Origin of the sequence: Gilliamella sp. BG7 (assembly GCF_046635565.1) — a bacterium.
Lineage (GTDB): Bacteria > Pseudomonadota > Gammaproteobacteria > Enterobacterales > Orbaceae > Gilliamella > Gilliamella apicola_P.
In genome coordinates this window covers 211,164-234,648 of the sequence record NZ_JBIDFB010000002.1, presented here as the reverse complement: position 1 = coordinate 234,648, position 23,485 = coordinate 211,164, and the positions used below count along the sequence as shown (strand labels likewise).

The 23,485-nt window shown below is 34.2% G+C and carries 21 protein-coding genes; 11 read left to right on the top strand and 10 right to left on the bottom strand.

Features of this window, described 5'->3' with window-relative positions; genetic code table 11:
• The first annotated feature begins 13 nt into the window (after positions 1–13).
• The 5 genes from ACGH49_RS02545 (at position 14) to yfbR (ending at position 4,994) form a co-directional block, all read left to right on the top strand.
• Positions 14–847: an FtsQ-type POTRA domain-containing protein gene (locus ACGH49_RS02545; RefSeq protein WP_411588124.1), complete on the top strand. Its 834-nt coding sequence runs from the start codon at positions 14–16 to the stop codon at positions 845–847.
• 21 nt (positions 848–868) lie between these two features.
• On the top strand, positions 869–2,122 hold the full coding sequence (ftsA, locus tag ACGH49_RS02540) for a cell division protein FtsA (protein ID WP_065607748.1): 1,254 nt from the start codon (positions 869–871) through the stop codon (positions 2,120–2,122).
• Positions 2,123–2,203: 81 nt separating this feature from the next.
• On the top strand, positions 2,204–3,343 hold the full coding sequence (ftsZ, locus tag ACGH49_RS02535; protein WP_065607750.1) for a cell division protein FtsZ: 1,140 nt from the start codon (positions 2,204–2,206) through the stop codon (positions 3,341–3,343).
• 69 nt (positions 3,344–3,412) lie between these two features.
• A complete protein-coding gene (lpxC, locus tag ACGH49_RS02530) occupies positions 3,413–4,327 on the top strand; it encodes a UDP-3-O-acyl-N-acetylglucosamine deacetylase (RefSeq protein ID WP_065607752.1) in 915 nt (304 codons plus the stop codon).
• Positions 4,328–4,406: 79 nt separating this feature from the next.
• Positions 4,407–4,994 carry a 5'-deoxynucleotidase gene (gene yfbR / locus ACGH49_RS02525; RefSeq protein WP_411588123.1) on the top strand — a complete coding sequence of 196 codons (588 nt, stop codon included), beginning with the start codon at positions 4,407–4,409 and terminating at the stop codon, positions 4,992–4,994.
• Positions 4,995–5,120: 126 nt separating this feature from the next.
• On the opposite strand, the gene ACGH49_RS02520 is transcribed toward yfbR, so the two are convergent.
• The 5 genes from ACGH49_RS02520 to ACGH49_RS02500 all read right to left on the bottom strand — a co-directional run bounded on the left by ACGH49_RS02520 (position 5,121) and on the right by ACGH49_RS02500 (position 11,142).
• Positions 5,121–5,810 carry a response regulator gene (locus ACGH49_RS02520; RefSeq protein ID WP_411588122.1) on the bottom strand — a complete coding sequence of 230 codons (690 nt, stop codon included), beginning with the start codon at positions 5,808–5,810 and terminating at the stop codon, positions 5,121–5,123.
• Positions 5,803–7,431, bottom strand: a complete 1,629-nt coding sequence (gene dcuS / locus ACGH49_RS02515; RefSeq protein WP_411588121.1) for a DcuS/MalK family sensor histidine kinase — start codon at positions 7,429–7,431, stop codon at positions 5,803–5,805. The genes ACGH49_RS02520 and dcuS overlap by 8 nt, the downstream gene beginning before the upstream one ends.
• A 122-nt stretch (positions 7,432–7,553) precedes the next feature.
• Positions 7,554–8,708 (bottom strand): NADP-dependent malic enzyme, encoded by a 1,155-nt coding sequence (locus ACGH49_RS02510; protein WP_411588120.1) that lies wholly within the window; start codon positions 8,706–8,708, stop codon positions 7,554–7,556.
• Positions 8,709–8,822: 114 nt separating this feature from the next.
• Positions 8,823–10,118: a 2-hydroxycarboxylate transporter family protein gene (locus tag ACGH49_RS02505; RefSeq protein ID WP_411588119.1), complete on the bottom strand. Its 1,296-nt coding sequence runs from the start codon at positions 10,116–10,118 to the stop codon at positions 8,823–8,825.
• 319 nt (positions 10,119–10,437) lie between these two features.
• Positions 10,438–11,142 carry a lipopolysaccharide core heptose(II) kinase RfaY gene (locus ACGH49_RS02500; RefSeq protein WP_065560418.1) on the bottom strand — a complete coding sequence of 235 codons (705 nt, stop codon included), beginning with the start codon at positions 11,140–11,142 and terminating at the stop codon, positions 10,438–10,440.
• Between the two features lie 184 nt (positions 11,143–11,326).
• Here ACGH49_RS02500 and ACGH49_RS02495 point away from each other — a divergent pair, with 184 nt between their 5' ends.
• Positions 11,327–11,626 carry a GIY-YIG nuclease family protein gene (locus ACGH49_RS02495; protein WP_411588118.1) on the top strand — a complete coding sequence of 100 codons (300 nt, stop codon included), beginning with the start codon at positions 11,327–11,329 and terminating at the stop codon, positions 11,624–11,626.
• Between the two features lie 12 nt (positions 11,627–11,638).
• On the opposite strand, the gene ACGH49_RS02490 is transcribed toward ACGH49_RS02495, so the two are convergent.
• The 3 genes from ACGH49_RS02490 to ACGH49_RS02480 form a co-directional block, all read right to left on the bottom strand.
• On the bottom strand, positions 11,639–12,625 hold the full coding sequence (locus ACGH49_RS02490) for a serine/threonine protein kinase (RefSeq protein WP_411588117.1): 987 nt from the start codon (positions 12,623–12,625) through the stop codon (positions 11,639–11,641).
• 11 nt (positions 12,626–12,636) lie between these two features.
• Positions 12,637–13,248: a ribosome biogenesis GTP-binding protein YihA/YsxC gene (gene yihA, locus ACGH49_RS02485; RefSeq protein ID WP_065560420.1), complete on the bottom strand. Its 612-nt coding sequence runs from the start codon at positions 13,246–13,248 to the stop codon at positions 12,637–12,639.
• Between the two features lie 65 nt (positions 13,249–13,313).
• Positions 13,314–14,525 carry a bifunctional acetylornithine/succinyldiaminopimelate transaminase gene (locus ACGH49_RS02480; protein WP_411588116.1) on the bottom strand — a complete coding sequence of 404 codons (1,212 nt, stop codon included), beginning with the start codon at positions 14,523–14,525 and terminating at the stop codon, positions 13,314–13,316.
• A gap of 214 nt (positions 14,526–14,739) precedes the next feature.
• Between ACGH49_RS02480 and ACGH49_RS02475 the strand changes: the two genes are divergently transcribed.
• The 5 genes from ACGH49_RS02475 (at position 14,740) to pflA (ending at position 21,096) form a co-directional block, all read left to right on the top strand.
• On the top strand, positions 14,740–15,009 hold the full coding sequence (locus ACGH49_RS02475) for an oxidative damage protection protein (protein WP_411588115.1): 270 nt from the start codon (positions 14,740–14,742) through the stop codon (positions 15,007–15,009).
• A gap of 8 nt (positions 15,010–15,017) precedes the next feature.
• Positions 15,018–16,085 carry a membrane-bound lytic murein transglycosylase MltC gene (gene mltC / locus ACGH49_RS02470; RefSeq protein WP_411588114.1) on the top strand — a complete coding sequence of 356 codons (1,068 nt, stop codon included), beginning with the start codon at positions 15,018–15,020 and terminating at the stop codon, positions 16,083–16,085.
• Between the two features lie 787 nt (positions 16,086–16,872).
• Complete coding sequence (focA, locus tag ACGH49_RS02465; RefSeq protein WP_034914633.1) at positions 16,873–17,721, top strand: formate transporter FocA; 849 nt, start codon at positions 16,873–16,875, stop codon at positions 17,719–17,721.
• A gap of 67 nt (positions 17,722–17,788) precedes the next feature.
• Positions 17,789–20,071 (top strand): formate C-acetyltransferase, encoded by a 2,283-nt coding sequence (gene pflB / locus ACGH49_RS02460; protein ID WP_411588113.1) that lies wholly within the window; start codon positions 17,789–17,791, stop codon positions 20,069–20,071.
• A gap of 266 nt (positions 20,072–20,337) precedes the next feature.
• Positions 20,338–21,096 (top strand): pyruvate formate lyase 1-activating protein, encoded by a 759-nt coding sequence (pflA, locus tag ACGH49_RS02455; protein ID WP_065607838.1) that lies wholly within the window; start codon positions 20,338–20,340, stop codon positions 21,094–21,096.
• 49 nt (positions 21,097–21,145) lie between these two features.
• Here the strand turns inward: pflA and rarD are convergent, their stop codons facing one another.
• Complete coding sequence (gene rarD / locus ACGH49_RS02450; RefSeq protein ID WP_065607773.1) at positions 21,146–22,042, bottom strand: EamA family transporter RarD; 897 nt, start codon at positions 22,040–22,042, stop codon at positions 21,146–21,148.
• A 66-nt stretch (positions 22,043–22,108) separates the two neighbouring features.
• The gene (serS, locus tag ACGH49_RS02445) at positions 22,109–23,401 is read right to left on the bottom strand and encodes a serine--tRNA ligase (RefSeq protein ID WP_411588112.1); all 1,293 of its coding nucleotides are present in this window, start codon (positions 23,399–23,401) and stop codon (positions 22,109–22,111) included.
• Positions 23,402–23,485: the final 84 nt, after the last annotated feature.

The following is a 23,485-nucleotide window of genomic DNA, read 5'->3' as shown; positions in this document are numbered from 1 at the left end:
TTGGCCTTATTTTATGAAACAAGTTCGGCAAGCAGCACATAGAAGAGAAGATAAAAACAGAAGACGGCTGCTTATTTTTCGTAATACTGAGCAATTAATAGGATTTTTGTTCTTTATTGTGATTATTTTTATTAGTATATGGGTCGTTCAAAGTTTTAAAAATTGGATGGATGATCCCGAACAAATGGTATTGTCTCAATTAACATTAAATGGAGAGCATACCTATACCACTGAGAATGATCTACGGGAAGCAATTTTGGGATTAGGATTGCCTAATACCTATATAGGTCAAGATGTTAATGATATTCAACAAGAAGTAATGCGATTTCCGTGGATGAAACAAACCAGTGTACGTAAACAGTGGCCAGACAGGTTAATTGTCTATGTGGAAGAATATAAGCCAGTGCTTTATTGGAATGACTTATTTTTACTTGATAAAAATGGTAATGTATTTAGCGTACCACTTGACCGTATTGCCAACTTACAGTTACCTAAGTTATATGGTCCTGAAGGTAAGGCAAAGTTTGCGCTAGAAACTTATTATAAATTAGAAAATCTTTCTAAAAAATTCGCTAATAATCAATTGGCGTTACATATTAAAGCAGCAATAACTGATGAACGTAATGCGTGGCAATTGATGGTAAAACAGTGTATATCAGGTTTTTGCCTAGAAAATCAAGAAATAAAATTACTATTAGGTAGTGAAGATATTGAACAAAGATATCAACAGTTTATTAAGTTATTTCCAGAAATTCAATCAAGAATGTCAGAAAATGAAAGAATAATGGTCGCTGATCTACGTTATGAAAATGGTATTTCAGTGCAAAGAGAAAATATGGTGCAGTAAGGAATAAATTAAGGCTGGAGTATGAAAGCAACAGAAAAAAAATTGGTCGTTGGATTAGAAATTGGTACATCCAAAGTACTTTCTCTTGTTGGTGAAGTTCTTCCTGATGGTATTGTCAATATCATTGGTGTGGGACATTGTCCATCAAAAGGGGTTGATAAAGGTGGTGTGAACGATCTTGAGTCTGTCGTGAAATCAATTCAACGAGCGGTTGATCAAGCTGAATTAATGGCTGACTGCCAAATATCCTCAGTATATTTAAGTCTTTCTGGTAAACATATCCGTTGCCAAAATGAAATAGGTATGGTGCCAATAGAAGATGAAGAAGTAACCACAGAGGATGTTGATAATGTTGTTCATACAGCAAAATCAGTCAGAATTTTAGATGAGCACCGTATTTTGCATGTCATTGCACAAGAATATTCTATTGATTTGCAAGAAGGTATTAAAAATCCTATTGGTCTATCTGGAGTAAGGATGAAAGCCAAAGTTCACTTAATTACTTGTCATAATGATATGGCTCGAAATATTGTGAAGGCAGTAGAACGTTGTGGTTTGAAAGTGGATCAACTTATTTTTTCTGGATTGGCTTCCAGTTATGCGGTTTTAACAGACGACGAAAAAGAGCTTGGTGTTTGTGTAATTGATATGGGTGGCGGTACAATGGATATAACTGTATATACAGGTGGTGCTTTACGTCATTCTGTTGTAATTCCTTACGCTGGAAATGTTGTTACTAGTGATATTGCATATGCGTTTGGCGCACCACCTATGGATGCAGAAAACATTAAGATTCGCTATGGTTGTGCTGTAGGCTCGTTAATTGGTAAAGATGAAGTTATCGATGTTCCAAGTGTTGGTGGAAGACCCTCTCGTTCATTGCAACGACAAACTCTTGCTGATGTAATTGAACCACGCTATTCAGAACTTCTTGCGTTGGTACAAAAAGAATTACTTGTATTACAAGATGAACTTAAAAAACAGAATATCAAATATCAATTAGCTGCAGGTATTGTTTTAACTGGTGGTGCGGCTCAAATAAAAGGAATGGTTGAGTGTGCTGAAAAAGTTTTTCAGAATCAAGTTCGTATTGGTCAGCCATTGAATATATCAGGATTAACCGACTATGTTCAAAAACCTTATTGTTCAACTGTTATAGGGTTATTGCATTATGGAAAACAAAGTTTATTAAATGATGATGGTAAAGATAGTAATAAATCATCATTAAAAGGGATAGCTAAACGATTGACCGGATGGTTTAAAAAAGAATTTTAGCTAATATATTTCAAGAACTTCGTGGACATTGTAGACGATTATCTGTACAATATCCGCAGATCGTAAATTTGGAGATAAGTTATGTTTGAACCTATGGTTGCAGATGATGAACCAGCAGCAGTCATTAAAGTTATTGGTGTAGGTGGTGGCGGTGGTAATGCTGTCGAGCATATGATTGCTGAACATATTGAAGGTGTAGAATTTTTTGCAGCAAATACAGATGCGCAGGCCTTAAAAAGAATTAAAGTAGGTCAAACTATCCAAATCGGCACTAATGTTACTAAAGGACTTGGTGCAGGTGCTAATCCAGAAGTCGGAAGAAATTCTGCTGAGGAAGATCGAGAGGTCATCCGTGGAGCAATTGAAGGGGCTGATATGGTTTTTATCGCAGCTGGAATGGGCGGAGGCACCGGAACTGGTGCAGCACCTGTTGTTGCGGAAATAGCAAAAGAACTAGGGATTCTAACAGTTGCTGTTGTCACTAAACCTTTTGGCTTTGAAGGTAAGAAGCGTATGGCTTTTGCTGAGCAAGGTATTTGTGAATTAGCAAAACATGTCGATTCACTAATTACTATTCCGAATGATAAATTATTAAAAGTATTAGGTCGAGGTGTTAAATTACTTGATGCATTTGCTGCAGCTAATGGTGTTTTAAAAGGTGCGGTACAAGGTATTGCTGAGCTTATTACTAAACCTGGTCATATCAATGTTGACTTTGCTGACGTAAGAACCGTGATGTCTGAAATGGGATATGCTATGATGGGTTCTGGACGAGCTAGTGGTGATAATCGAGCTGAAGAAGCTGCTGAAATGGCGATTTCTAGCCCATTACTTGAGGATATAGATTTATCTGGTGCCCGAGGTGTATTAGTTAATGTAACAGCTGGGTTAGATCTTGGTTTAGAAGAGTTCGAAACAGTAGGTAGTACAGTTAGAGCATTTGCTTCTGATAATGCTACAGTTGTTGTTGGTACAACTTTCGATCCTGATATGTCTGATGAAATTAGAGTAACAGTGGTTGCAACGGGTATTGGTATGGATAAACGTCCAGAAGTTAAAATGCCTAAACCAGTGTCACGCAATGAATTATTTGGTCAAAGTAATCCTTTGGGACAACAGGAAGATAAATTAGCTAAAGTTGTTAATGAACCAACAGCTTCTCCTCTTGAAGATCATAAAATTTTAGATATTCCTGCTTTCATACGGAAGCAAGCGAATTAAAGTAAATTTGAACTTATTTGATTTTTTATTGTCGAAATCAGTAAGAACAAACAAAAAAGTAGGTGCAAAGTGAAACAAAGAACATTAAAAAAGACTATTCAAGCAACTGGTGTTGGTTTACATACCGGCAAAAAGGTTACTTTGACATTACGTCCTGCGCCTGAAAATACAGGTATTATTTATCGTCGTACTGATTTAAATCCATATGTGGATTTTCCCGTGGATGCGAAGTCTGTGCGTGATACAATGCTTTGTACTTGTTTGATAAATGAAGATAATGTTCGTATTTCTACTGTTGAGCATATTAATGCTGCATTAGCAGGGCTTGGTATTGATAATCTTATTATTGAAGTTAATGCCCCTGAAATACCAATTATGGATGGTAGTGCAAGTCCGTTTGTTTATTTATTGCTTGATGCTGGTATAGCTGAGCAAAACGCATTTAAAAAGTTTTTGTGTGTAAAAGAAACAGTTCGAGTTGAAAATGGTGATAAATGGGCTGAAGTAAGACCTTATAGTGGCTTTAAACTGGATTTCACTATTGATTTTCAACATCCGGCTATCGACAGTAGTTCACAACGTTATCAACTAGATTTTTCGTCTGAATCGTTTATTCGTCAAATCAGCCGTGCTAGAACATTTGGTTTTATGCGTGATATTGAAGCATTACAATCTAAAGGTCTATGCCTAGGTGGTAGTTTAGATTGTGCAATTGTCGTTGATGATTATAAAGTGCTTAATGAAGATGGTTTACGTTTTGAAGATGAGTTTGTACGTCACAAAATGCTTGATACCATTGGTGATTTATATATGAATGGACATAATATGATTGGTGAAGTTGTTTGTTATAAATCAGGTCATGCATTGAATAACCAATTATTACAAGCATTGCTAGCGAAACAAGAGGCGTGGGAATACGTGACATTTACAGAAGAGCAAACTGTACCACTTGCATTGGGTACCCAACAGCTTATTCTCGCGTGAAATAATAGGTAACATTTTATATTATAAACGCTCCTATTTTTAATAGGAGCGTTTTTATTTTAATTAAAGAGATAGTAATATGAATAACAGCCATTTTTTTGCTCATTTATTCCGATTAAAACTAATTAATCGTTGGCCTTTAATGCGTAACGTAAGAATTGAAAATGTATCAGAACATAGTTTACAAGTTGCTTTTATTGCACATGCTTTAGCAATAATTAAAAACAAGAAATTTAATGGAAATGTTAATCCAGAAAGAATTGCATTGTTGGCAATGTATCACGATGTTTCGGAAGTGATAACAGGCGATTTACCAACACCAACAAAGTATTACAATCCACAAATAACGGTTGAATATAAAAAGATTGAAAAAATAGCACAGCATAAACTTATCAATATGTTGCCTAAAGAGTTACAAGATGATTTTAGAACATTAATTGATGATGATTTTTATGATGAAGCCGAGAAAAGTATTGTAAAACAAGCCGATGCATTATGTGCTTATCTTAAAACGATTGAAGAACTCAGTGCGGGCAATAATGAGTTTAGATTAGCAGAACAGCGTTTAAAAAAGACTTTATCTGAACGTAATAGCCCTGAAATGAATTACTTTTTAGATGTTTTTATTCCGAGTTTTAGCTTATCATTAGATGAGATAACTATGTAAAATTAATTTATCTATTTAAATATTTTTTATTTCTATCATAGATTATTAATAAAAAATACGTCTTGTTTAGAATGTTAAATGTAGTGATGACAAAAAGATTCTTACTGTATTTATAATAGATATACTTTACCTGAGATTATAATTTATATTTTGATAAATATAACGTTTAACAGGTCTACCAATAGACAGATAAGTTAAATGGCTTTTAAGCTCACCAAGTTCCTCTAAGTAATCGAGATATTTTTTTAGTGATATATGAGATAACGAAATTAATTCAACGATATCACTCATTGAAAAATCACAATTGTACTGAATAATAACCTCTCGAACCTTTTGTAAGGTCAGATTATCAATACCTTTAGGCAACCCTTTGTTATGAGTAGTCGGTTTAGCAAAAATCCGATCATCTAATTGATGCTGATTTAATATTTTAGACGATGATAACAAACGAACACGCTCCTGATAAGAAACTAATGCGGTGCGTAAACGCTCAAAAGTGAAAGGTTTAACAATATAATCAATTACACCTAAACGTAGAGCTGCTTGAATCTCATTGGTTTTACAAGCAGCGGTCACCATAATAATATCAATTTTTGGATAACTAATACGAATATGCTGTAATAATTCTAACCCATTGAGTTTGGGCATAAATACGTCAAGTAGGATAAGATCAATATGATTATCATGAATACAATGTAGGGCTTGTTCACCATTACTAACATTAGCGACTAAATTAAAACCAAGTACCATTTGTACATATTTCTTATTAAGTTCTGCCACCATAGGATCATCTTCAACAATTAAAACATCAACCATGAGTTACTTTTTCCCTATAAATCGCTTTTAGTGGTAATAATACTTTAAAACAGGCTCCTTTTTTATTACTTAGGTCACATAATTGAATATGCCCATCAAGTTCATCAATACTGGCTAATACTAAATACAATCCGATTCCACGATTATCGCCTTTGGTTGAATACCCTTTTTGGAAGATGTATTGAGTATCCTCATCAAAAATACCTTCACCATTATCATTAACCTCAATTTGGAGAGTATCATTATTAATTTCCAAATTGACATTTATCTTCTTATTGTCTAAAAATTGTACCGCTTCTAAGCTATTATCAATTAAATTACCGAGGATTGTGATTAAAGAGTGAGTAATTGAAATATCTGTAATTGGAGATAATTCTCCATTAATATTAAACGACAAACTTACTCCCAATTCTCTAGCTCGACTAAATTTACTATTTAAAAAACCAGAAATAATAGGATCTTTGATTGCTTGAGTAACAAGTTTCGATTCAGCTTGCTGATTACCAATAATCTTTTCAAGATAATCAATTAACTCTTGTTTATTATTATTAAACGCCAAACCATAAATAACATGCAATTTATTATTAAATTCATGCGATTGTGAACGTAAGGCGTCGGCATAACGGTTTACTCCAGTTAAATTTTCTGCCAATTGTCTCATTTCGGTCATATCCCGAAACGAGGCAATAGCACCAACTAATGAACCATTAACAAGTAAAGGGACTCGATTTGTTAGAATAACTACTCCATTTATATTTTGTTCACAATCATATTCAGCAATCCCACTAACCATTACATCATGCAAACGAGTATTTGGAATAACATCTACAATTTGTTCCCCGATTACATCTTTTTTATTACTATTAATACGCAAGATACGTTTAGCTTCATTATTAATTTGTGTAATGTAACCCTCCCGATTTATGACAACAATACCTTCTTTAACTGTTCTGATTATAGCGTCTCTTTCCTCAAATAAATGCACCATTTCTGTAGGCTCAAGACCATATAATATTTTTTTAATATTGCGAGATAACAATAAAGATAAGATAACTGCCACGACTAATGATGCGAACAAAGATAACCAAATTGATTGACTTGTTCTTGATGCAAGTTGATTAATTTTTTGTAGTGTTTGTCCAACTAATACCGCACCAATTTGCTGATGCTCATCATTGTAAATAGGACTAAATGCACGCACCGAATTTCCGAGAGTTCCTTTGGCAATTGATGTATAAGATTCCCCTTTTAATGCTCTGTGTTCGTCGCCACCAACAATAGACAATCCTATTTTACTTTTATCAGGATGAGAAAGTCGTACTCCCTGCATATTAAAAACAACGACAAAATCAACTTGTGTTAATCTTCGTATTTTTTCGGTTTTATTTTGGAGAAGAGCTAAATTTTCAAAAGTAGGTGTTTGTATACTTTTTATTGTATTATTTGAAGAAGAAATAATTTTAGCGATATTTTCAACTCGTTGGCGAGATGTTTGTAAATATTCATTATTAACAAGTTGGATAATATAGACATTTTCAGCTATGGCTGATAACATAAAAACTAAAAAGAACAAGCTTATCAGCTTAAATTTAAGTGTTAACCGATTAAAAAAGTATTTCATTTCATAGATCTTTCGACAGCAATATTGTGAATTTATATTAACCTAAAAATGATAAAAATCTGCTAATAAAATAGATAATTAGCAGATTATAATTAATACGCCTTAACTAGCAAATAGTACATCTATTTTGCAGCGTTTTTTACGCTCTCAGCAACAACTTTAGCAACATTGAGTTCAAATGCATTAGGTAATATACATTCCGTCGATAATTTATCATCAAACACAATACTTGCTAAACCTCTAGCTGCAGCTAATTGCATTTCAAGTGTGATATTTTTAGCTCTTGCATCCAAAGCTCCTCTAAAAATACCTGGGAATGCTAAAACATTATTAATTTGATTTGGATAATCACTACGTCCAGTTCCAACAATATAAGCACCAGCGGATTTTGCTTCTTCAGGGAATATTTCAGGGGTTGGATTAGCCATTGCAAAAATAATCGATTTTTCTGCCATGGTTGAAACCCATTCAGGTTTTAATACACCGGGAGCAGAAACACCAATAAATACATCAGCTCCTTTTACCGCATCTTCTAACGTCCCTTTTTGTTTTTCATGATTGGTTTTTTTAGCCATTGCTAAATGATGTGGCGGTAATGAATCATCATCCTCAGATAAAATACCTACCTTATCGACTACTTTTAAATTGTTAACACCAGCTGCTAATAACATGTCAGCAATGGCTAAGCCTGCTGCGCCACCACCATTTATAACAACCTTGACAAACTCAATCTTTTTACCGGCAACTTTTAATGCATTATATAATGCAGCCAATACAACAATAGCCGTTCCATGCTGATCGTCATGAAATACAGGTATATCTAATATTTCTTGCAAACGTTTTTCAATTTCAAAACATCGCGGAGCACTAATATCCTCAAGATTAATACCACCAAAAGAAGGGGCTAGAGCCGCAATATGCTTAACCAACTCATCAGGATCTTGAGTATTTAATGACAAAGGAATTGCATCTACATTAGCAAATTGTTTGAATAATATCGCTTTGCCCTCCATCACGGGAATAGCTGCCTCTGGCCCAATATTCCCAAGACCCAATACAGCAGAACCATCAGTGATGACTGCAACTAAATTACGCTTACTTGTATATTCGTACACAGATTCAGGATTTTCAGCTATTTCTGTACAGACTGCCGCCACGCCAGGGGTATAAGTGATACTCAGATCCGCCATAGAATTTACTGGTACTTTTGAATGAATTTCTAATTTTCCATGCATTTGTTTACTAATTGCTAATGCTTTTTCTTGAACTGTTGTCATAATTATTCCCTTCAAATTATTTTTAATAAAGATTAAAATCACTTTTTAATATTATGTTTTCATATAACAATTTATTTTAAAACTAATTATCTAATAATAGCTTATCATTTTTTATTACATATTTAGATAGCGCAACAATGCTGTGGCACAAATAACCATTAGCGCACCGCCTAATCGAGTTGCTACTTGTGCAAAAGGCATTAGATTCATTCGATTAGCGGTAGAAAGTATTGCCACATCCCCAGTTCCTCCCATACCACTTTGGCATGAAGAAATAATTGATGCTTCGACCGGATACATTTTTAAGAAAAAACTACAAATAAATCCTGTCATAGAAACGGTAAACACGACAGAAATGATTGTAATAAAATAAGGGATAGTTAACACATTAACAACGCTACCCAAATCAATATATAGCAAACCTAATCCAGCCATTAACGGAAAAGTAAAATTACCTGAAATAAATTTATACCATTGTTGACTACCGCGCTCCACACTTTCAGGTAATAAACGAAAATACTTCACAACAGCAGTTGCAATAATCATTAATACAGGCCCAGGAAAGTGAGTAATCTTTTCTAAAATCATACCAAAGATAAATAATGTAGCTAAAATCATAACAGCACCACTCATAGCTCTAGCATCTAATGGCATTTTATCTCCTTTTAAAGCATCAGCTAAACCATCAAATTCAATTTTCACTAATTGACCATGACCACTTAAATTTGGTTTGACTTCTCCAATTCTGCTCATTATGGCGGTAAAGGTAATGGCAAAAAAGTTACCTACGACAGTTGCAGGAATTAACGCACTAACAAATGAATCGTAATTTTGATTAAGAATATTGCTATAAGCGTTTGATAGTTGCAAAACACCTTCGCCAATACCACCAGCCATAACAGGCGAAACAGTATAGAAAAAAGCATGCCTCCAAGTGTCACCAAAAGCAACGGCTACTGAAACACCAACCAATGTGGCTAGGCACATACCAAGTAACATCGGAATCATCATCCGAATAAAGCCTTGAACTAAAATAACCCGATGCATACCTAAAATACTACCGCAAACTAAACTCGCAATATAAAAAAGTAGAAAGTTAGAATCTTTCATCAACATTTTTGTTGCAGTTAAAGTATTTTCGTCAAAAACACCATAGTAAACTAACAGTGATGGAACAATTAAAGATAAAATTGCAGGTGCACCAAATTTTTTAAAAAAAGGAATATTTTGCCCAAGCGTTCCTAAAAACCAACCTAATGGCAAAATAACAGCAAAGCCTCCAATTAATGTTCTTGGTAGCATATCTAATTGGGCAGCGATAATAACGATGATGGAACAAACAACGAAAATAGGTAAAGGTAAAGAACCTATATAAAGTTTATTTTCTTTTAATTTTTGCATCATGCTCATAATATAACCTCTTGCACTCCTAATTTATTTCAAAAGTACAATCAGTATAATCATGGATATAAAAATCAGAAGAATAAGAAAGTTATATAACTAATTATGTAATTAATGTAAGTCATTAAATAATTTGGATTGCATAAATTGAAATATAGAGGCAGCTTTATCCTAGCTATTTACCTATTGATTTACGAGTGTTTAAAATGATCAATACAGATCAAATTAAAATTATAGATTAATTGAAAGATTACGCATTAATAACCAAGGCCAGATACAAACATCAATTACCATTGTGAATGATGATACTCTCACCATGGTAAAATAATTAATCTTCTTTCCCTCGGATCTTCCGAGACAATCGTTTAAACCCATGAGTAAACTTTTTAATTGTCATTGCCAAAAAAGGAACCTTAATTTTGATATCAAAGCGTTCTTTCAGCTCGATTGCATCATTGGCTTTAGTTAACCAAATAAACCCTGAGTTCGTTAAATCGATGGCCTTGATTTTTCCTTCAGGCGTTAAGATAAAATTTCCGCCATGAATATCATTAGATACTAAATTATAACTGTGCAGTTTTTCAATACAGTTTTTAACTTGCTCGCCATACTCTTTCATTTCTTCCCACTTTAAAGAACGTCCTTCGATAAAATTAAAAATCATATAATGGCGTTTAGATTTTTGATCAAAAGCAACCAAATACAGTTCATAAGCAATATCGGCATTATCAAGTGATATTTTGGCGAGTTTACGAATCAAATTGAAATAAAAGTCGCCTGTAATTTTGGCGATTAAACGACGCTCTAAACGATGCTCAACACCGCCATCAATTTTAAAAATAAATTTTGATTCATTATGATCGATTAAATAAGTATATCGCTCTAATTTATCGCTAGGATCGAGTAATTCATGATGTCCTTCTTCTGCCAAAAATTGGTCAAAAAGTTCTAAATAATTGATTTCGTCATTTTGCACATAGGCGAACTTCATATCGCCACGTTGAACTTCAATAATCTTTGCAAAGTTATTCAAATTTTATTATCCCAGAATACATCAAAAAAGTTGACTTATCTTAAACATTATCTGCGTTAAAGTAAATGAAACAGTAACGTTTAACTAGTAGTACGATTAATATTAATTAAAAAGTGATGAATATTTGCTATGCCATTAAAATGATATTATGGTTAAATAATTGAATTTATATTATTGGTTAGTTATGTCTAATAGCTCATCCGAATGGTTTTTATATATTATTAGAACAGCAAAAAAATCACTCTATACTGGTATTACAACAAATGTGGAAAGAAGGCTTCACCAACATCAAACCAACAAAGGTGCAAAGCATCTAAAAGGGCAAAAAGATTTAACTATTGTGTACCAAATCTATATTGGTGACAGATCGATGGCGCTCAGGCTTGAGTACCGAATAAAAATAAAACAGCTTTCTAAACAAAAAAAAGAGAAGTTAGTCACAAACCAACCTAATTTAAACGAATTATTAAAACTACTCAATTAATACGCTTTATATTCACATCATTGGCATTAACTGTATTGCAGGAGCTTTAATTGCATCAATTTGCTTATTAAACTCAGCTAATTGTTGACGCCAAAAATCCTCATCAGTAATCCATGGAAAGGCGATAGGAAAAGCAGGATCTTGCCAACGCTCTAAAATCCATGCTAAATGATGAACCATTCTCATCGCTCTTAAAGGTTCGATAAGCTTTAATTGATGATGATCAAACTCACAAAACTCCTGATACATTTCAATCAATAAATCCAACTGTAAACGTTGCTGTTGACGATCACCATGCAGTAACATCCACAGATCTTGAATTGCAGGGCCATTACGAGAATCATCAAAATCAACAAACATTGCATTATCGCGCCATAAAATATTACCCGCATGGCAATCGGCATGTAATCGAATAGGCTGCCAATCGTTATGCCAATGCTGTTCAACAGTTTTTATTAACTGGGCTAAAATATCTTTAAGGTCAGTTTGAACTTTTTTAGAAATATAAGCGCTAGATAGCAAGATATCTTGTGGCCGATAAAGATACTCTTCTAATCCAATAGTTGGACGATGTAAAAATGTCTGCTTAGCACCAATTTGATGGATACGACCAAGCAACATACCCACAGATTCCATTTGCTCGATATTATCCATCTCATATTGTCGCCCTCCAACACTAGCAAACAACGTAAACAGATAACCTTGATATTCGTGTAGTGTCGTATTATTAAATGTTAATGGCGTAATAACGGGAACCTCAGCATCAGCTAATTGCTTAGTAAACTGATGTTCTTCAAGAATTTGCTGACGATCCCAACGATTTGGTCGATAAAACTTAGCCACATAACGTTTATGATCTTCATCTTGAAATTGATAAACACGATTTTCATAACTATTTAACACAGTCAAACCAGAATCTATACTCAATCCTATTGAAGATAGGCTATCAATAATTAAATCTGGTGATAAAGATTGAAACGAAAATGTTGAACTATTCATTGAATGATCCTTTATTGCAAACTAAACCATTCATCTAATTTTTGTTTTAGAGCTTCAAGTCCAATACGCTTAGGTGATGAAAAAGGAGCGACAGTAATATCTCCTTGAAAAGGTAAAATGGCTTCTTTCACCATATTAACTTGTTTTTTTTGAGCGCCAGAAGCTAATTTATCAGCTTTAGTAAGCAGTAACATAATAGGGATATCAACAGAAACCGCCCACTCAATCATCTGTTGATCTAAATCTTTTAACGGGTGTCTAATATCCATCAATACAACCAAACCTTTTAAACTCTCACGTTTTTGCAGATATTCACCCAATGATTTTTGCCATTTACGCTTTATCGCCTCTGGCACTTGAGCATAGCCATAACCGGGTAAATCTACTAAACGGCAATTTTCTTCAACTTCGAAAAGATTAATAAGTTGGGTTCGACCTGGCGTTTTACTCGTTCTAGCAAGTCCTTTTTGATTGGTTAATGTATTAAGAGCGCTTGATTTACCAGCATTAGAACGGCCAGCAAAAGCAATTTCAACACCATTATCAATAGGTAGATGAGAAATATCAGGTGCACTCAAAATAAAATGAGTTTTAGCATAATTTAATGGGTGAATATTGGTCATAAATAAGTATCCTTTAAATGCAACGGCATTTAATTGACTAAAATGCCGTTACTGTATAGAAAAACTTAAGAATTGACAACTTTTTCCACAGCTTTTGCTAATCGAGTCATACCTTCTTTAATTTCATCTTCAGAAATAATTAGTGATGGGGTAAGGCGTAAAACATTAGGTCCGGCATTTAAAATCATCACTTTAAATTCGGATGCTACGTTCAAAAAATCACGAGCTTTATTGTGAAATTTGGGCTGTAACTCTGCACCTAACAACAACCCTTTCCCACGATACTCTCGAAATAATTTAAATTTATCATTAATTTCCTCTAATTGCTCAATAAATACAGCACGTCGTTTTTGCACACCTTCAAGTATTTCAGGAGAATTAATCATATCAAAAGCCTCGCAACCCACAGCACAAGCTAAAGGATTACCACCATAAGTTGTACCATGCACACCAGGATGCATAACTGAAGCAATTTCGTCTGTTGTTAACATAGCACTAATAGGAAATCCACCGCCCAGTGCTTTAGCCGAGGTCAAAATATCGGGCTTTACATCGTATTGTTGATAAGTAAATAAACTGCCTGTTCGACCCATTCCACACTGCACTTCATCAAACACCAGTAACGCTTTATATTCATCACATAGCTCCCGCAAACCCTGTAAAAATTCTGGTGTGGCTGAAGTTAACCCACCTTCACCTTGCACAGGCTCTAGTACAACCGCACAAGTATGATCATCCATTACGGCTTTAACTGCATCAAGATCATTAAAAGGAACATGAATAATATCAGCTGGTTTTGGACCAAAACCATCCGAATACTTAGCCTGACCACCAACAGAGACGGTAAAAAATGTACGCCCATGAAAAGATTGATAAAAAGCAATAATTTTAGTCTTATAAGGATTGTATTTATGTATTGCGTAATGACGAGCTAATTTAAACGCAGCTTCATTAGCTTCGGCACCAGAATTTGCAAAAAAAACACGTTCAGCAAACGTATTATCGATAAGTTTTTGAGCAAGATTTAAAGCCGGCTCATTAGTAAAAACATTACTTACATGCCATAACTTTTCACTTTGTTCATGTAATGCTTTAACTAATCTTGGATGACAATGCCCAAGCGCATTTACAGCGATGCCACCTGCAAAATCAATATATTCTTCACCATTTTGATCCCAAACACGACTCCCTTTACCCATTACGGGGATAAATTTTGCTGGTGCATAAATAGGTAAAATAACTTTATCAAAAAGTTCACGTGTGATTTTTGGCTGCATTGTTTAATCCTTATTTATTTTATTAACTAGTTCCTATCATTTTAATCGAACTAATTGCGGTGTAAAGTAAATAATTATTCAAATATTTTAAATTAATATTCACTAATTAAAGGTGAATTCAATTTAAAATTAATATAATAATTTTCTTCTTATCTATAATTATTTTCAGGTATAATCAGCCTTTGTTTGTTAATTGTACTTAAAAGAGATAAAAATGAGTCGTATTGTTTATTGCCATTATTTAAAAAAAGAAGCAGAAGGATTAGATTTTCAACTTTACCCAGGAGAGCTTGGAAAACGTATTTTTAACGAAATATCCAAACAGGCATGGCAAGAATGGCTCAAAAAACAAACTATGTTAATTAACGAAAATAAATTCAATATGATGAATCTAGAACATCGAAAAAAAATTGAAGCTGAAATGATCAAATTTCTATTTGAAGGCGAAGAAGTTGTTATTGACGGATACAAACCCAAAAATTGAGATGTAAAATGAAAAAAAATAAAAAAATCATAGCGTTAATTATTACTGTAACTCTTCTAACAGGTTGTCCTAGTACGAATTCAAAAAAAGATGAAGACTATTATATTAAAGACACTAATGCTTTTAATATATTAATTAGCCAATATGCTAATAACATTGAACAAATTTGGGGGCCTAAAGAAGTCCTTATAGCAGGTCCAAAAGACTACGTTCAATATGAAGATAACCTAAAAACTCGCGTCCATATTAACTTCGTTTCAGGTGTAATTACTATTGAAACCATGACAGAATCACCAATAGAAAACCTAAAAGAAGCGATAGTTTCGACATTACTTATGTCAGAGCCAGTTGACATTATACGCCATGACAAAATCAGTCAAGACTTATCTCAAGAACCATTTTTATACAATCAGGTATTAGATCAAGATCATCAACCGATTCGTTGGAGTGGCAGAGCTAATAGTTTTGCTGATTATCTACTTACCAATAACATAAAAACCCGCTCATCAGGTTCTCATAAAATCACTTATGTTGAAATTAAACTAGTTCCTAACCACATAAATCAGCGTGCCAAAAAATTCTTACCAATCGTAACCGAAGCATCTAATCGTTATTTTATTGATGAACGTTTGATTTTAGCCATTATGGAAGTTGAATCAGCATTTAACCCATATGCTGTTAGCCGTACTGATGCACTAGGACTAATGCAAGTACAGCAACACACCGCTGGACGTGATATTTTCAAATTACGAGGCAAATCAGGTGAACCAAGTCGAAAATTCTTACTTGATCCACGTAATAACGTTGATATGGGTACCGCTTACTTATCATTACTAAAAACCAAATACTTAGCTGGCATCAATAATCCAATCTCGTTAAGATACGCCATGATTACTTCTTATAACGGTGGGGCAGGTAGTGTATTGCGCACATTTTCTAACGATCGCAACGAAGCGATCAACATCATAAACTCAATGACACCACAACAAGTTTATCGAAAACTGGCCACATCTCACGTCTCGAAAGAATCACGTAATTATTTAATAAAAGTTAGTCGGATTTTAGATAATAAATAAGCTAGTAACAATCATTAACCATCACCTCATCATTACTTATAAATGATGAGGTGATGGTTAATTCTGAAAAGATAGGAATAATAATTCTTTGATTAGGCAAAAGGGGAAATATGTGATTTTATAAAAGTTTGTTTTTTTATTAAAATATAAGTTATAAAATTATTAGCGTTGTTTATAGTGATTTAAGAAACAACAATAATGGATATACATAAAAATTGAAATTAATACCCTATCACAGATAAGGAAAAGAGCGACTACACAAGAAAAAATAATAATATTTACTACTTTTTTTTGAAACGTTTTAAGTTGAAACGTCCGACCATTTGTAATGTATTAAAAAGCCTGATTAGAATAGTGTGGTTCTTTCAAGCAAGTAGTAAATATTGAATGTTTTGCGGGTAACGAGCGCGAATGTTAAGGAACATGTAATAATATGTTAAAATTTGTGATGCCTATTGCGTATATTAAAATTTACTCAACCGGTTTACTCATAAATAAATGGGAAAAATTGAAACAGTGTGATACGTATTTTAATGGTGATGCGACATAATCAGCCAATATTTAGCCATTTAATATATATATAAAATAAATAGAGCAAGATTAATACATCAAGTGTGGATAAATTTTTTCAGAAATTGTTACATTACACTTTTTACTGCTAGCAACTTCTTTAATAAACAGCGTTTTTTTGTGGTTTTAAAATTCTTTAATAAAAAAACGTGATCTGCTTCAGATTTTGAGTATACTATGCGTCTCATAAAACCCTAGTTTTTTTGAGGATGTTAGTTTGAGTACCAATAAACTTGTGGATTCATATTCTCCCGCACAAATGACCCAAATTGCTGAAGACCTTGGCAATTACAAAGTAAACAAACACCCGTGTAGTACGATTTTATCCGCAATGCTTGCTGGTGTTTATATTTCTATCGCTTTTGTATTTTATATTACCGTAACAACAGGAACAGCAACCGTTGCTTTTGGTTTGGCAAAATTAGTCGGCGGTATTTGTTTTTCTTTAGGACTTATGCTTGTTGTTTGTTGTGGTTCTGACTTATTTACTTCAACAGTATTGACCATTTTACCTAAAATGACCCATAAAATTAGTTGGACTAAAATGATTCGTAATTGGATTTTGGTCTATGTTGGTAACTTTATTGGTGCTATACTGTTTGTCACAGTTATTTGGTTTTCTGGCCAGTATATGGTAGCTAATGGTTTGTGGGGACTAAATATTTTACAAACCGCCGATCATAAATTACATCACACCTTTATTGAGGCAGTATGTCTTGGCTTTCTAGCTAATCTAATGGTCTGTTTGGCCGCCTGGTTGAGTTACGCTGGTCGTAGTTTACTTGATAAAATGCTAATTATGGTTTTACCTGTTGCGATGTTTGTTGCCAGCGGTTTTGAGCATAGTATTGCAAATATGTTTATGATTCCTATGGGTATTGTGATTAAGAACTTTGCGTCCCCTGAGTTTTGGCAAGCAGCTGGTGTGTCGGCAGATGCATTTAAAGAGTTAACTATATCGCATTTTGTATTTAAAAATTTAATTCCAGTTACAATTGGGAATATTTTAGGTGGTTTAGCTGTAGCACTACCTTATTGGGCTTTATATTTACGTAAGCCACATTGATTTTATAATATTTACCCTAATATGTAATAGGGTAAATAGCTATTTTTGTAAACCTGAGGTGAAAATTATGAGTAATTTAAACGAAGTACAAGCAGCAGCTTGGAAAGGATTTAAAGATGGTGATTGGCAAAATAATGTTAATGTCCGCGATTTTATTCAAAAAAACTACACGCCATATGAGGGCGATGAGTCTTTCTTAGCTGGCGCAACTGAAGCCACAACTAAGTTATGGGATAAAGTAATGGAAGGCATTAAAATTGAAAATGCTACCCATGCCCCTGTGGACTTTGATACAAGTGTTATTTCGACAATTACTGCTCATGATGCAGGTTATATTGAAAAAGATTTAGAAAAAATTGTTGGCTTACAAACTGAAAAACCATTAAAACGTGCAATTATTCCGTTTGGTGGTATCAAAATGATCGAGAATTCTTGTAAAGCTTATAACAGAATGCTTGATCCTTTAGTCAAAAAAATCTTTACTGAATATCGTAAAACTCATAACCAAGGTGTTTTCGATATTTATACTCCAGATATTCTTCGTTGCCGTAAATCAGGTGTTATTACTGGTCTTCCTGATGCTTATGGCCGTGGTCGTATTATTGGTGACTACCGTCGTGTTGCGCTCTACGGTATCGACTACTTAATGCAAGATAAATTTGCACAATTTAATTCACTACAAGCTGATTTCGAAAACGGTGTTGATCTTCCAATGATTATGCAACGTCGTGAAGAAATTGCTGAACAGCATCGTGCACTTGGCCAAATTAAAGAAATGGCAGCTAAATACGGCTTCGATATTTCTGCCCCAGCAAAAACTGCACAAGAAGCAGTTCAATGGACATACTTTGGTTATTTAGCTGCGGTTAAATCACAAAATGGTGCTGCAATGTCATTAGGTCGGACTTCGACTTTCTTTGATATTTACTTCCAACGCGATCTTGAAGCTGGTTTAATTACAGAAAAAGACGCTCAAGAAATTGTTGACCATTTTGTTATGAAGTTACGTATGGTTCGTTTCTTACGTACGCCAGAATATGATGAATTATTCTCTGGTGACCCAATTTGGGCAACTGAATCTATCGCTGGTATGGGTGTTGACGGTCGTACATTAGTTACTAAGACTTCTTTCCGTTTCTTAAATACTTTATATACAATGGGGCCATCTCCAGAACCTAACATGACAATCCTTTGGTCTGAAAAATTACCAAGTGGATTTAAAGAGTTCGCATCAAAAGTATCTATCGATACATCATCATTACAATATGAAAATGATGATTTAATGCGTCCTGACTTTAATAATGATGACTATGCTATTGCATGTTGTGTAAGCCCAATGATTGTTGGTAAACAAATGCAATTCTTTGGTGCGCGTGCAAACCTTGCTAAAACTCTACTATACGCAATCAACGGCGGTGTGGATGAAAAATTAAAAATGCAAGTTGGTCCTAAAGAGACTCCAATCACTGATGAATATTTAGATTTTGATACAGTGTTTGCTCGTTTAGACCACTTTATGGATTGGTTAGCAAAACAATACGTAACAGCATTAAATGCAATTCACTATATGCACGATAAATACAGCTATGAAGCATCATTAATGGCGCTTCATGATCGTGATGTTATTCGTACTATGGCTTGTGGTATTGCTGGTCTTTCAGTTGCAGCTGACTCTCTTTCTGCGATTAAGTATGCAAAAGTAAAAGCAATTCGTGATGAAGATGGTTTAGCTACTGACTTTGAAATTGAAGGTGAATATCCACAATTTGGTAATAACGATCCACGAGTTGATGATATCGCTGTTGATTTAGTTGAACGTTTTATGAAGAAAATTCAAAAACTTAAAACTTATCGTAATGCAACTCCTACACAATCTGTATTAACCATTACATCAAATGTTGTTTATGGGAAGAAAACAGGTAATACTCCAGACGGACGTCGTGCTGGTGCGCCATTTGGACCAGGTGCTAACCCAATGCATGGTCGTGACCAAAAAGGTGCGGTAGCTTCATTAACATCTGTTGCTAAACTTCCATTTGCTTATGCTAAAGATGGTATTTCTTATACTTTCTCTATCGTTCCAAATGCATTAGGTAAAGATGATGATGTGCGTAAACGCAACTTAGCTGGTTTAATGGATGGTTATTTCCATCACGAAGCTACAGTAGAAGGTGGTCAACATCTAAATGTTAATGTATTAAATCGTGATACATTATTAGATGCGATGGAACATCCTGAAAAATATCCACAATTAACTATTCGTGTTTCTGGATATGCGGTGCGTTTCAACTCATTAACTAAAGAACAACAAAATGACGTAATTAATCGTACATTTACGCAAAAAATTTAGTTTAGTTAATTGTTAGATTAATTGAAATAGCGTCCTTAAGGGCGCTATTTTTTTATCAGCACGAACACTATTTTGCCAACTTTAATTAAATATTAATACGATGATAATAATTTAATATTGTTGATATTTATCCAGTATAATTAATCGAAATATAATTCATGGCGATTAATACTATTGGTTTAAGTTTGACGATAGTGGAGTTAAAATTATTAAAAAGTCATATGAGCAATGATTCGAGATTATCTATGGAACAACAAAATATTATTATGACAACTAAGTCGCCTGTTAAAGGCCGTATCCACTCTTTTGAATCCTTTGGTACTGTTGATGGTCCAGGGATTCGTTTTATTGTTTTTTTTCAAGGTTGCCTAATGCGTTGCTTGTATTGCCATAATCGTGATACATGGGATTTAAAAGCTGGTCGAGAGGTCACCGTTGATGAGCTTATGAAAGAGATTGTTTCTTACAAAAGTTTTATTATGCCCAATGGTGGTGGTGTGACAGCTTCGGGCGGTGAGGCTACGTTACAAGCTGAGTTTGTTACTCAATGGTTTATAGCTTGTCATCAAGAAGGCATTAGTACTTGTTTGGATACTAATGGTTATGCAAGGCAACTCGACCATGTTGTTGATGAACTTTTAGAGGTAACAGATTTGGTCATGCTTGATTTAAAGCAAGTTAATGATGAAATTCATCAAAAATTAGTTGGAGTGTCAAATAAACGAGTTCTTGAATTTGCTAAATATTTGCAAAAAATTAATAAGCGAACTTGGATACGTTATGTTGTTGTTCCTGGGTGGACTGATGATGATAATTCCGCACATCTGCTTGGTAAATTTATTGAGGGGATGGATAATATTGAGCGTGTAGAATTACTTGCTTATCATAAACTAGGTGCTTATAAATGGGATACGATTGGTGATAAATATAAGTTGGAAGGCGTTGAGGCTCCACCAAGAGAAACCCTTGATAGGATCCAAGGTATTTTAGAAAGCTATGGTCATTATGTTACATTTAGTAAATAGTTGATAGATTGTTTGATAAGAGGCGCATTCAATTGTGCCTCTTTTGTATCTATTGTAATCTTTTTCGTTTTATTGCACGTATAACAAAAATCCCACCCTCAAAAGCTAGAATGCAAACAGATAACCAAATAAATCCATATGATACAATATGTTCTGATGAAAATTTCTCATGCAAAAACAGTATAGAAATAACTGTTAGTAGTACTGGCTCTACATATCCTAATAAACCAAATAATCCCATAGGCAGTAAGCGACTTGCAACAAAATAGATTGCAAAAGCAATAGCCGTGATGATCCCCAAGGTTGGTATGTAAATCGGGAAATCAGAAAGATCACTAATTATTTTGTCTAAACGATAATTTAAGGCACAATATATAAGGCACCCTAGGAAGATAAAGAAAAAGTCAGAAAACGTGCCCACAATGCCATCTATTCGCAATTTGCGCCTTGTCATAAAGTAGATTGGATACCCCAAAGCAATAACAGCGGTTTCCCATGAGAAAGCACCAGTGATGTAAATTTCAATAGCAACGCCTAATATTGCAAGTGCAACAGCTATTTTTTGCAAGAAGCTGAGCTTTTCTTTATAAAAAATTTTCCCAGAAATCACCATTGCTAGTGGCAATAAAAAATAACCTAGCGATGCTGATAACCCATGTCCGTTAAGTGGTGCCCAAATAAAAATCATCATCTGTATTGTGAGCAAAACAGAAGAAAATAATAACCCTAATAAAAAAAGTGGTTGTTGTTTTATTCGTCTAAAAAGTGCAGTTATAACTGACCACTGTTTTCCTGCAATGATTAATATAGCTATTGTAGGAAATGAAGTTAGTAATCGCCAACAAAAAATATCAACAACAGATAAGGAGTGTAACAAAACTGGGTAGTAATAAAGTAACCCAAAGAGACATGATGCCAGTATTGAAAGCGCTACACCTTTTATCATTTTTTTCACCTTTATTAATAAAAAAATAGCGCTAATAGATAGCGCTATTCTCTAAGATAATGTGAGTTATTTAATAAACTCAACACCATTCATATAAGGTACTAAAACGGATGGAACTTTAATTGAACCATCTGCTTGTTGATAGTTTTCCATAATAGCAACAAGTGTACGTCCAACAGCTAGACCAGAACCATTTAGTGTATGTACTAAATATGTTTTATTATCAGCCTTATTACGATAACGAGCTTGCATTCGGCGAGCTTGGAAATCCCTCATATTTGAGCAAGAAGAAATTTCTCGGTATGTATTTTGAGCTGGTATCCATACTTCAAGATCATAGGTTTTACAAGAGCCAAAGCCCATATCGCCAGTACATAACACAATTTTTCGATATGGTAATTCAAGTAATTGTAATACTTTTTCTGCGTGAGCAGTTAACTCTTCTAATGCCTTCATCGATTCTTCAGGCTTAACAATTTGAACTAATTCTACTTTATCAAATTGATGCATACGGATTAAGCCGCGAGTATCTTTACCGTAAGATCCTGCTTCAGAGCGAAAGCAAGGGGTGTGTGCTGTCATTTTTAAAGGTAATACACTTTCATCAAGGATTTCATCGCGCACAAGATTAGTTACAGGCACTTCGGCAGTTGGAATTAACGCATAATTACTGCTTTCAGCTTCTTCATCAAGCGGTTTAGTATGAAATAAATCACCAGCAAACTTTGGCAATTGTCCTGTTCCAAAAAGTGTCGCTTGATTGACTAAATACGGAACATAAATTTCGGCATAACCGTGATGTTCTGTGTGTAAATCTAACATGAATTGAGTAATCGCACGATGTAAGCGTGCTATTTGTGATTTCATGACCACAAAACGAGCACCTGTGAGTTTTACCCCTGCTGCAAAGTCAAGATCACCAAAGCGTTCTCCTAATGCAACATGATCTTGAATTGGGAAATCAAATTTTCTTGGTGTGCCAAAGCGAGAAATTTCAACATTATCATTTTCATCTTTTCCGTCGGGAACAGAGGCATCAGGAATATTTGGGATAGTGGAAGCGATATCTCTAATTTTGCTTAGTAGGATATCAAGCTCTGCTTTAGCGCTATTGAGTTTTTCACCAAGTTTATTGACTTCCTCACGGACAGCGGTAATATCTTCGCCTCGTGCTTTGGCTTCACCAATTGCTTTTGAACGAGCATTACGTTCGGCTTGTAAGTTCTCGGTTTCAATTTGTAATACTTTGCGTCTTTCTTCTAAGTGACGAATCGTATCAACATCTAATTTAAATCCTCGACGTGCTAATTTATTAGCAACAACATCCAATTCATTTCGGAGTAAATTTGGGTCCAACATAAATAATGTCCATTATTATTAACTAGGAAATATGTTTCTACTTTATCGTTATTCTATTATAGAAAAGAGAACATATAAATTAAA

Coding starts and splice junctions, on each gene's coding strand:
- ACGH49_RS02505 (WP_411588119.1), bottom strand. CDS start 10,118: ATGAGCATGATGCAAAAATTAAAAGAAAATAAACTTTATATAGGTTCT.
- rarD (WP_065607773.1), bottom strand. CDS start 22,042: ATGATAAAAGGTGTAGCGCTTTCAATACTGGCATCATGTCTCTTTGGG.
- pflB (WP_411588113.1), top strand. CDS start 17,789: ATGAGTAATTTAAACGAAGTACAAGCAGCAGCTTGGAAAGGATTTAAA.
- ACGH49_RS02480 (WP_411588116.1), bottom strand. CDS start 14,525: ATGCAGCCAAAAATCACACGTGAACTTTTTGATAAAGTTATTTTACCT.
- pflA (WP_065607838.1), top strand. CDS start 20,338: ATGACAACTAAGTCGCCTGTTAAAGGCCGTATCCACTCTTTTGAATCC.
- ftsA (WP_065607748.1), top strand. CDS start 869: ATGAAAGCAACAGAAAAAAAATTGGTCGTTGGATTAGAAATTGGTACA.
- ftsZ (WP_065607750.1), top strand. CDS start 2,204: ATGTTTGAACCTATGGTTGCAGATGATGAACCAGCAGCAGTCATTAAA.
- mltC (WP_411588114.1), top strand. CDS start 15,018: ATGAAAAAAAATAAAAAAATCATAGCGTTAATTATTACTGTAACTCTT.
- yihA (WP_065560420.1), bottom strand. CDS start 13,248: ATGACCAATATTCACCCATTAAATTATGCTAAAACTCATTTTATTTTG.
- ACGH49_RS02545 (WP_411588124.1), top strand. CDS start 14: ATGAAACAAGTTCGGCAAGCAGCACATAGAAGAGAAGATAAAAACAGA.
- ACGH49_RS02520 (WP_411588122.1), bottom strand. CDS start 5,810: ATGGTTGATGTTTTAATTGTTGAAGATGATCCTATGGTGGCAGAACTT.
- serS (WP_411588112.1), bottom strand. CDS start 23,401: ATGTTGGACCCAAATTTACTCCGAAATGAATTGGATGTTGTTGCTAAT.
- ACGH49_RS02475 (WP_411588115.1), top strand. CDS start 14,740: ATGAGTCGTATTGTTTATTGCCATTATTTAAAAAAAGAAGCAGAAGGA.
- ACGH49_RS02490 (WP_411588117.1), bottom strand. CDS start 12,625: ATGAATAGTTCAACATTTTCGTTTCAATCTTTATCACCAGATTTAATT.
- ACGH49_RS02510 (WP_411588120.1), bottom strand. CDS start 8,708: ATGACAACAGTTCAAGAAAAAGCATTAGCAATTAGTAAACAAATGCAT.
- dcuS (WP_411588121.1), bottom strand. CDS start 7,431: ATGAAATACTTTTTTAATCGGTTAACACTTAAATTTAAGCTGATAAGC.
- ACGH49_RS02495 (WP_411588118.1), top strand. CDS start 11,327: ATGTCTAATAGCTCATCCGAATGGTTTTTATATATTATTAGAACAGCA.
- yfbR (WP_411588123.1), top strand. CDS start 4,407: ATGAATAACAGCCATTTTTTTGCTCATTTATTCCGATTAAAACTAATT.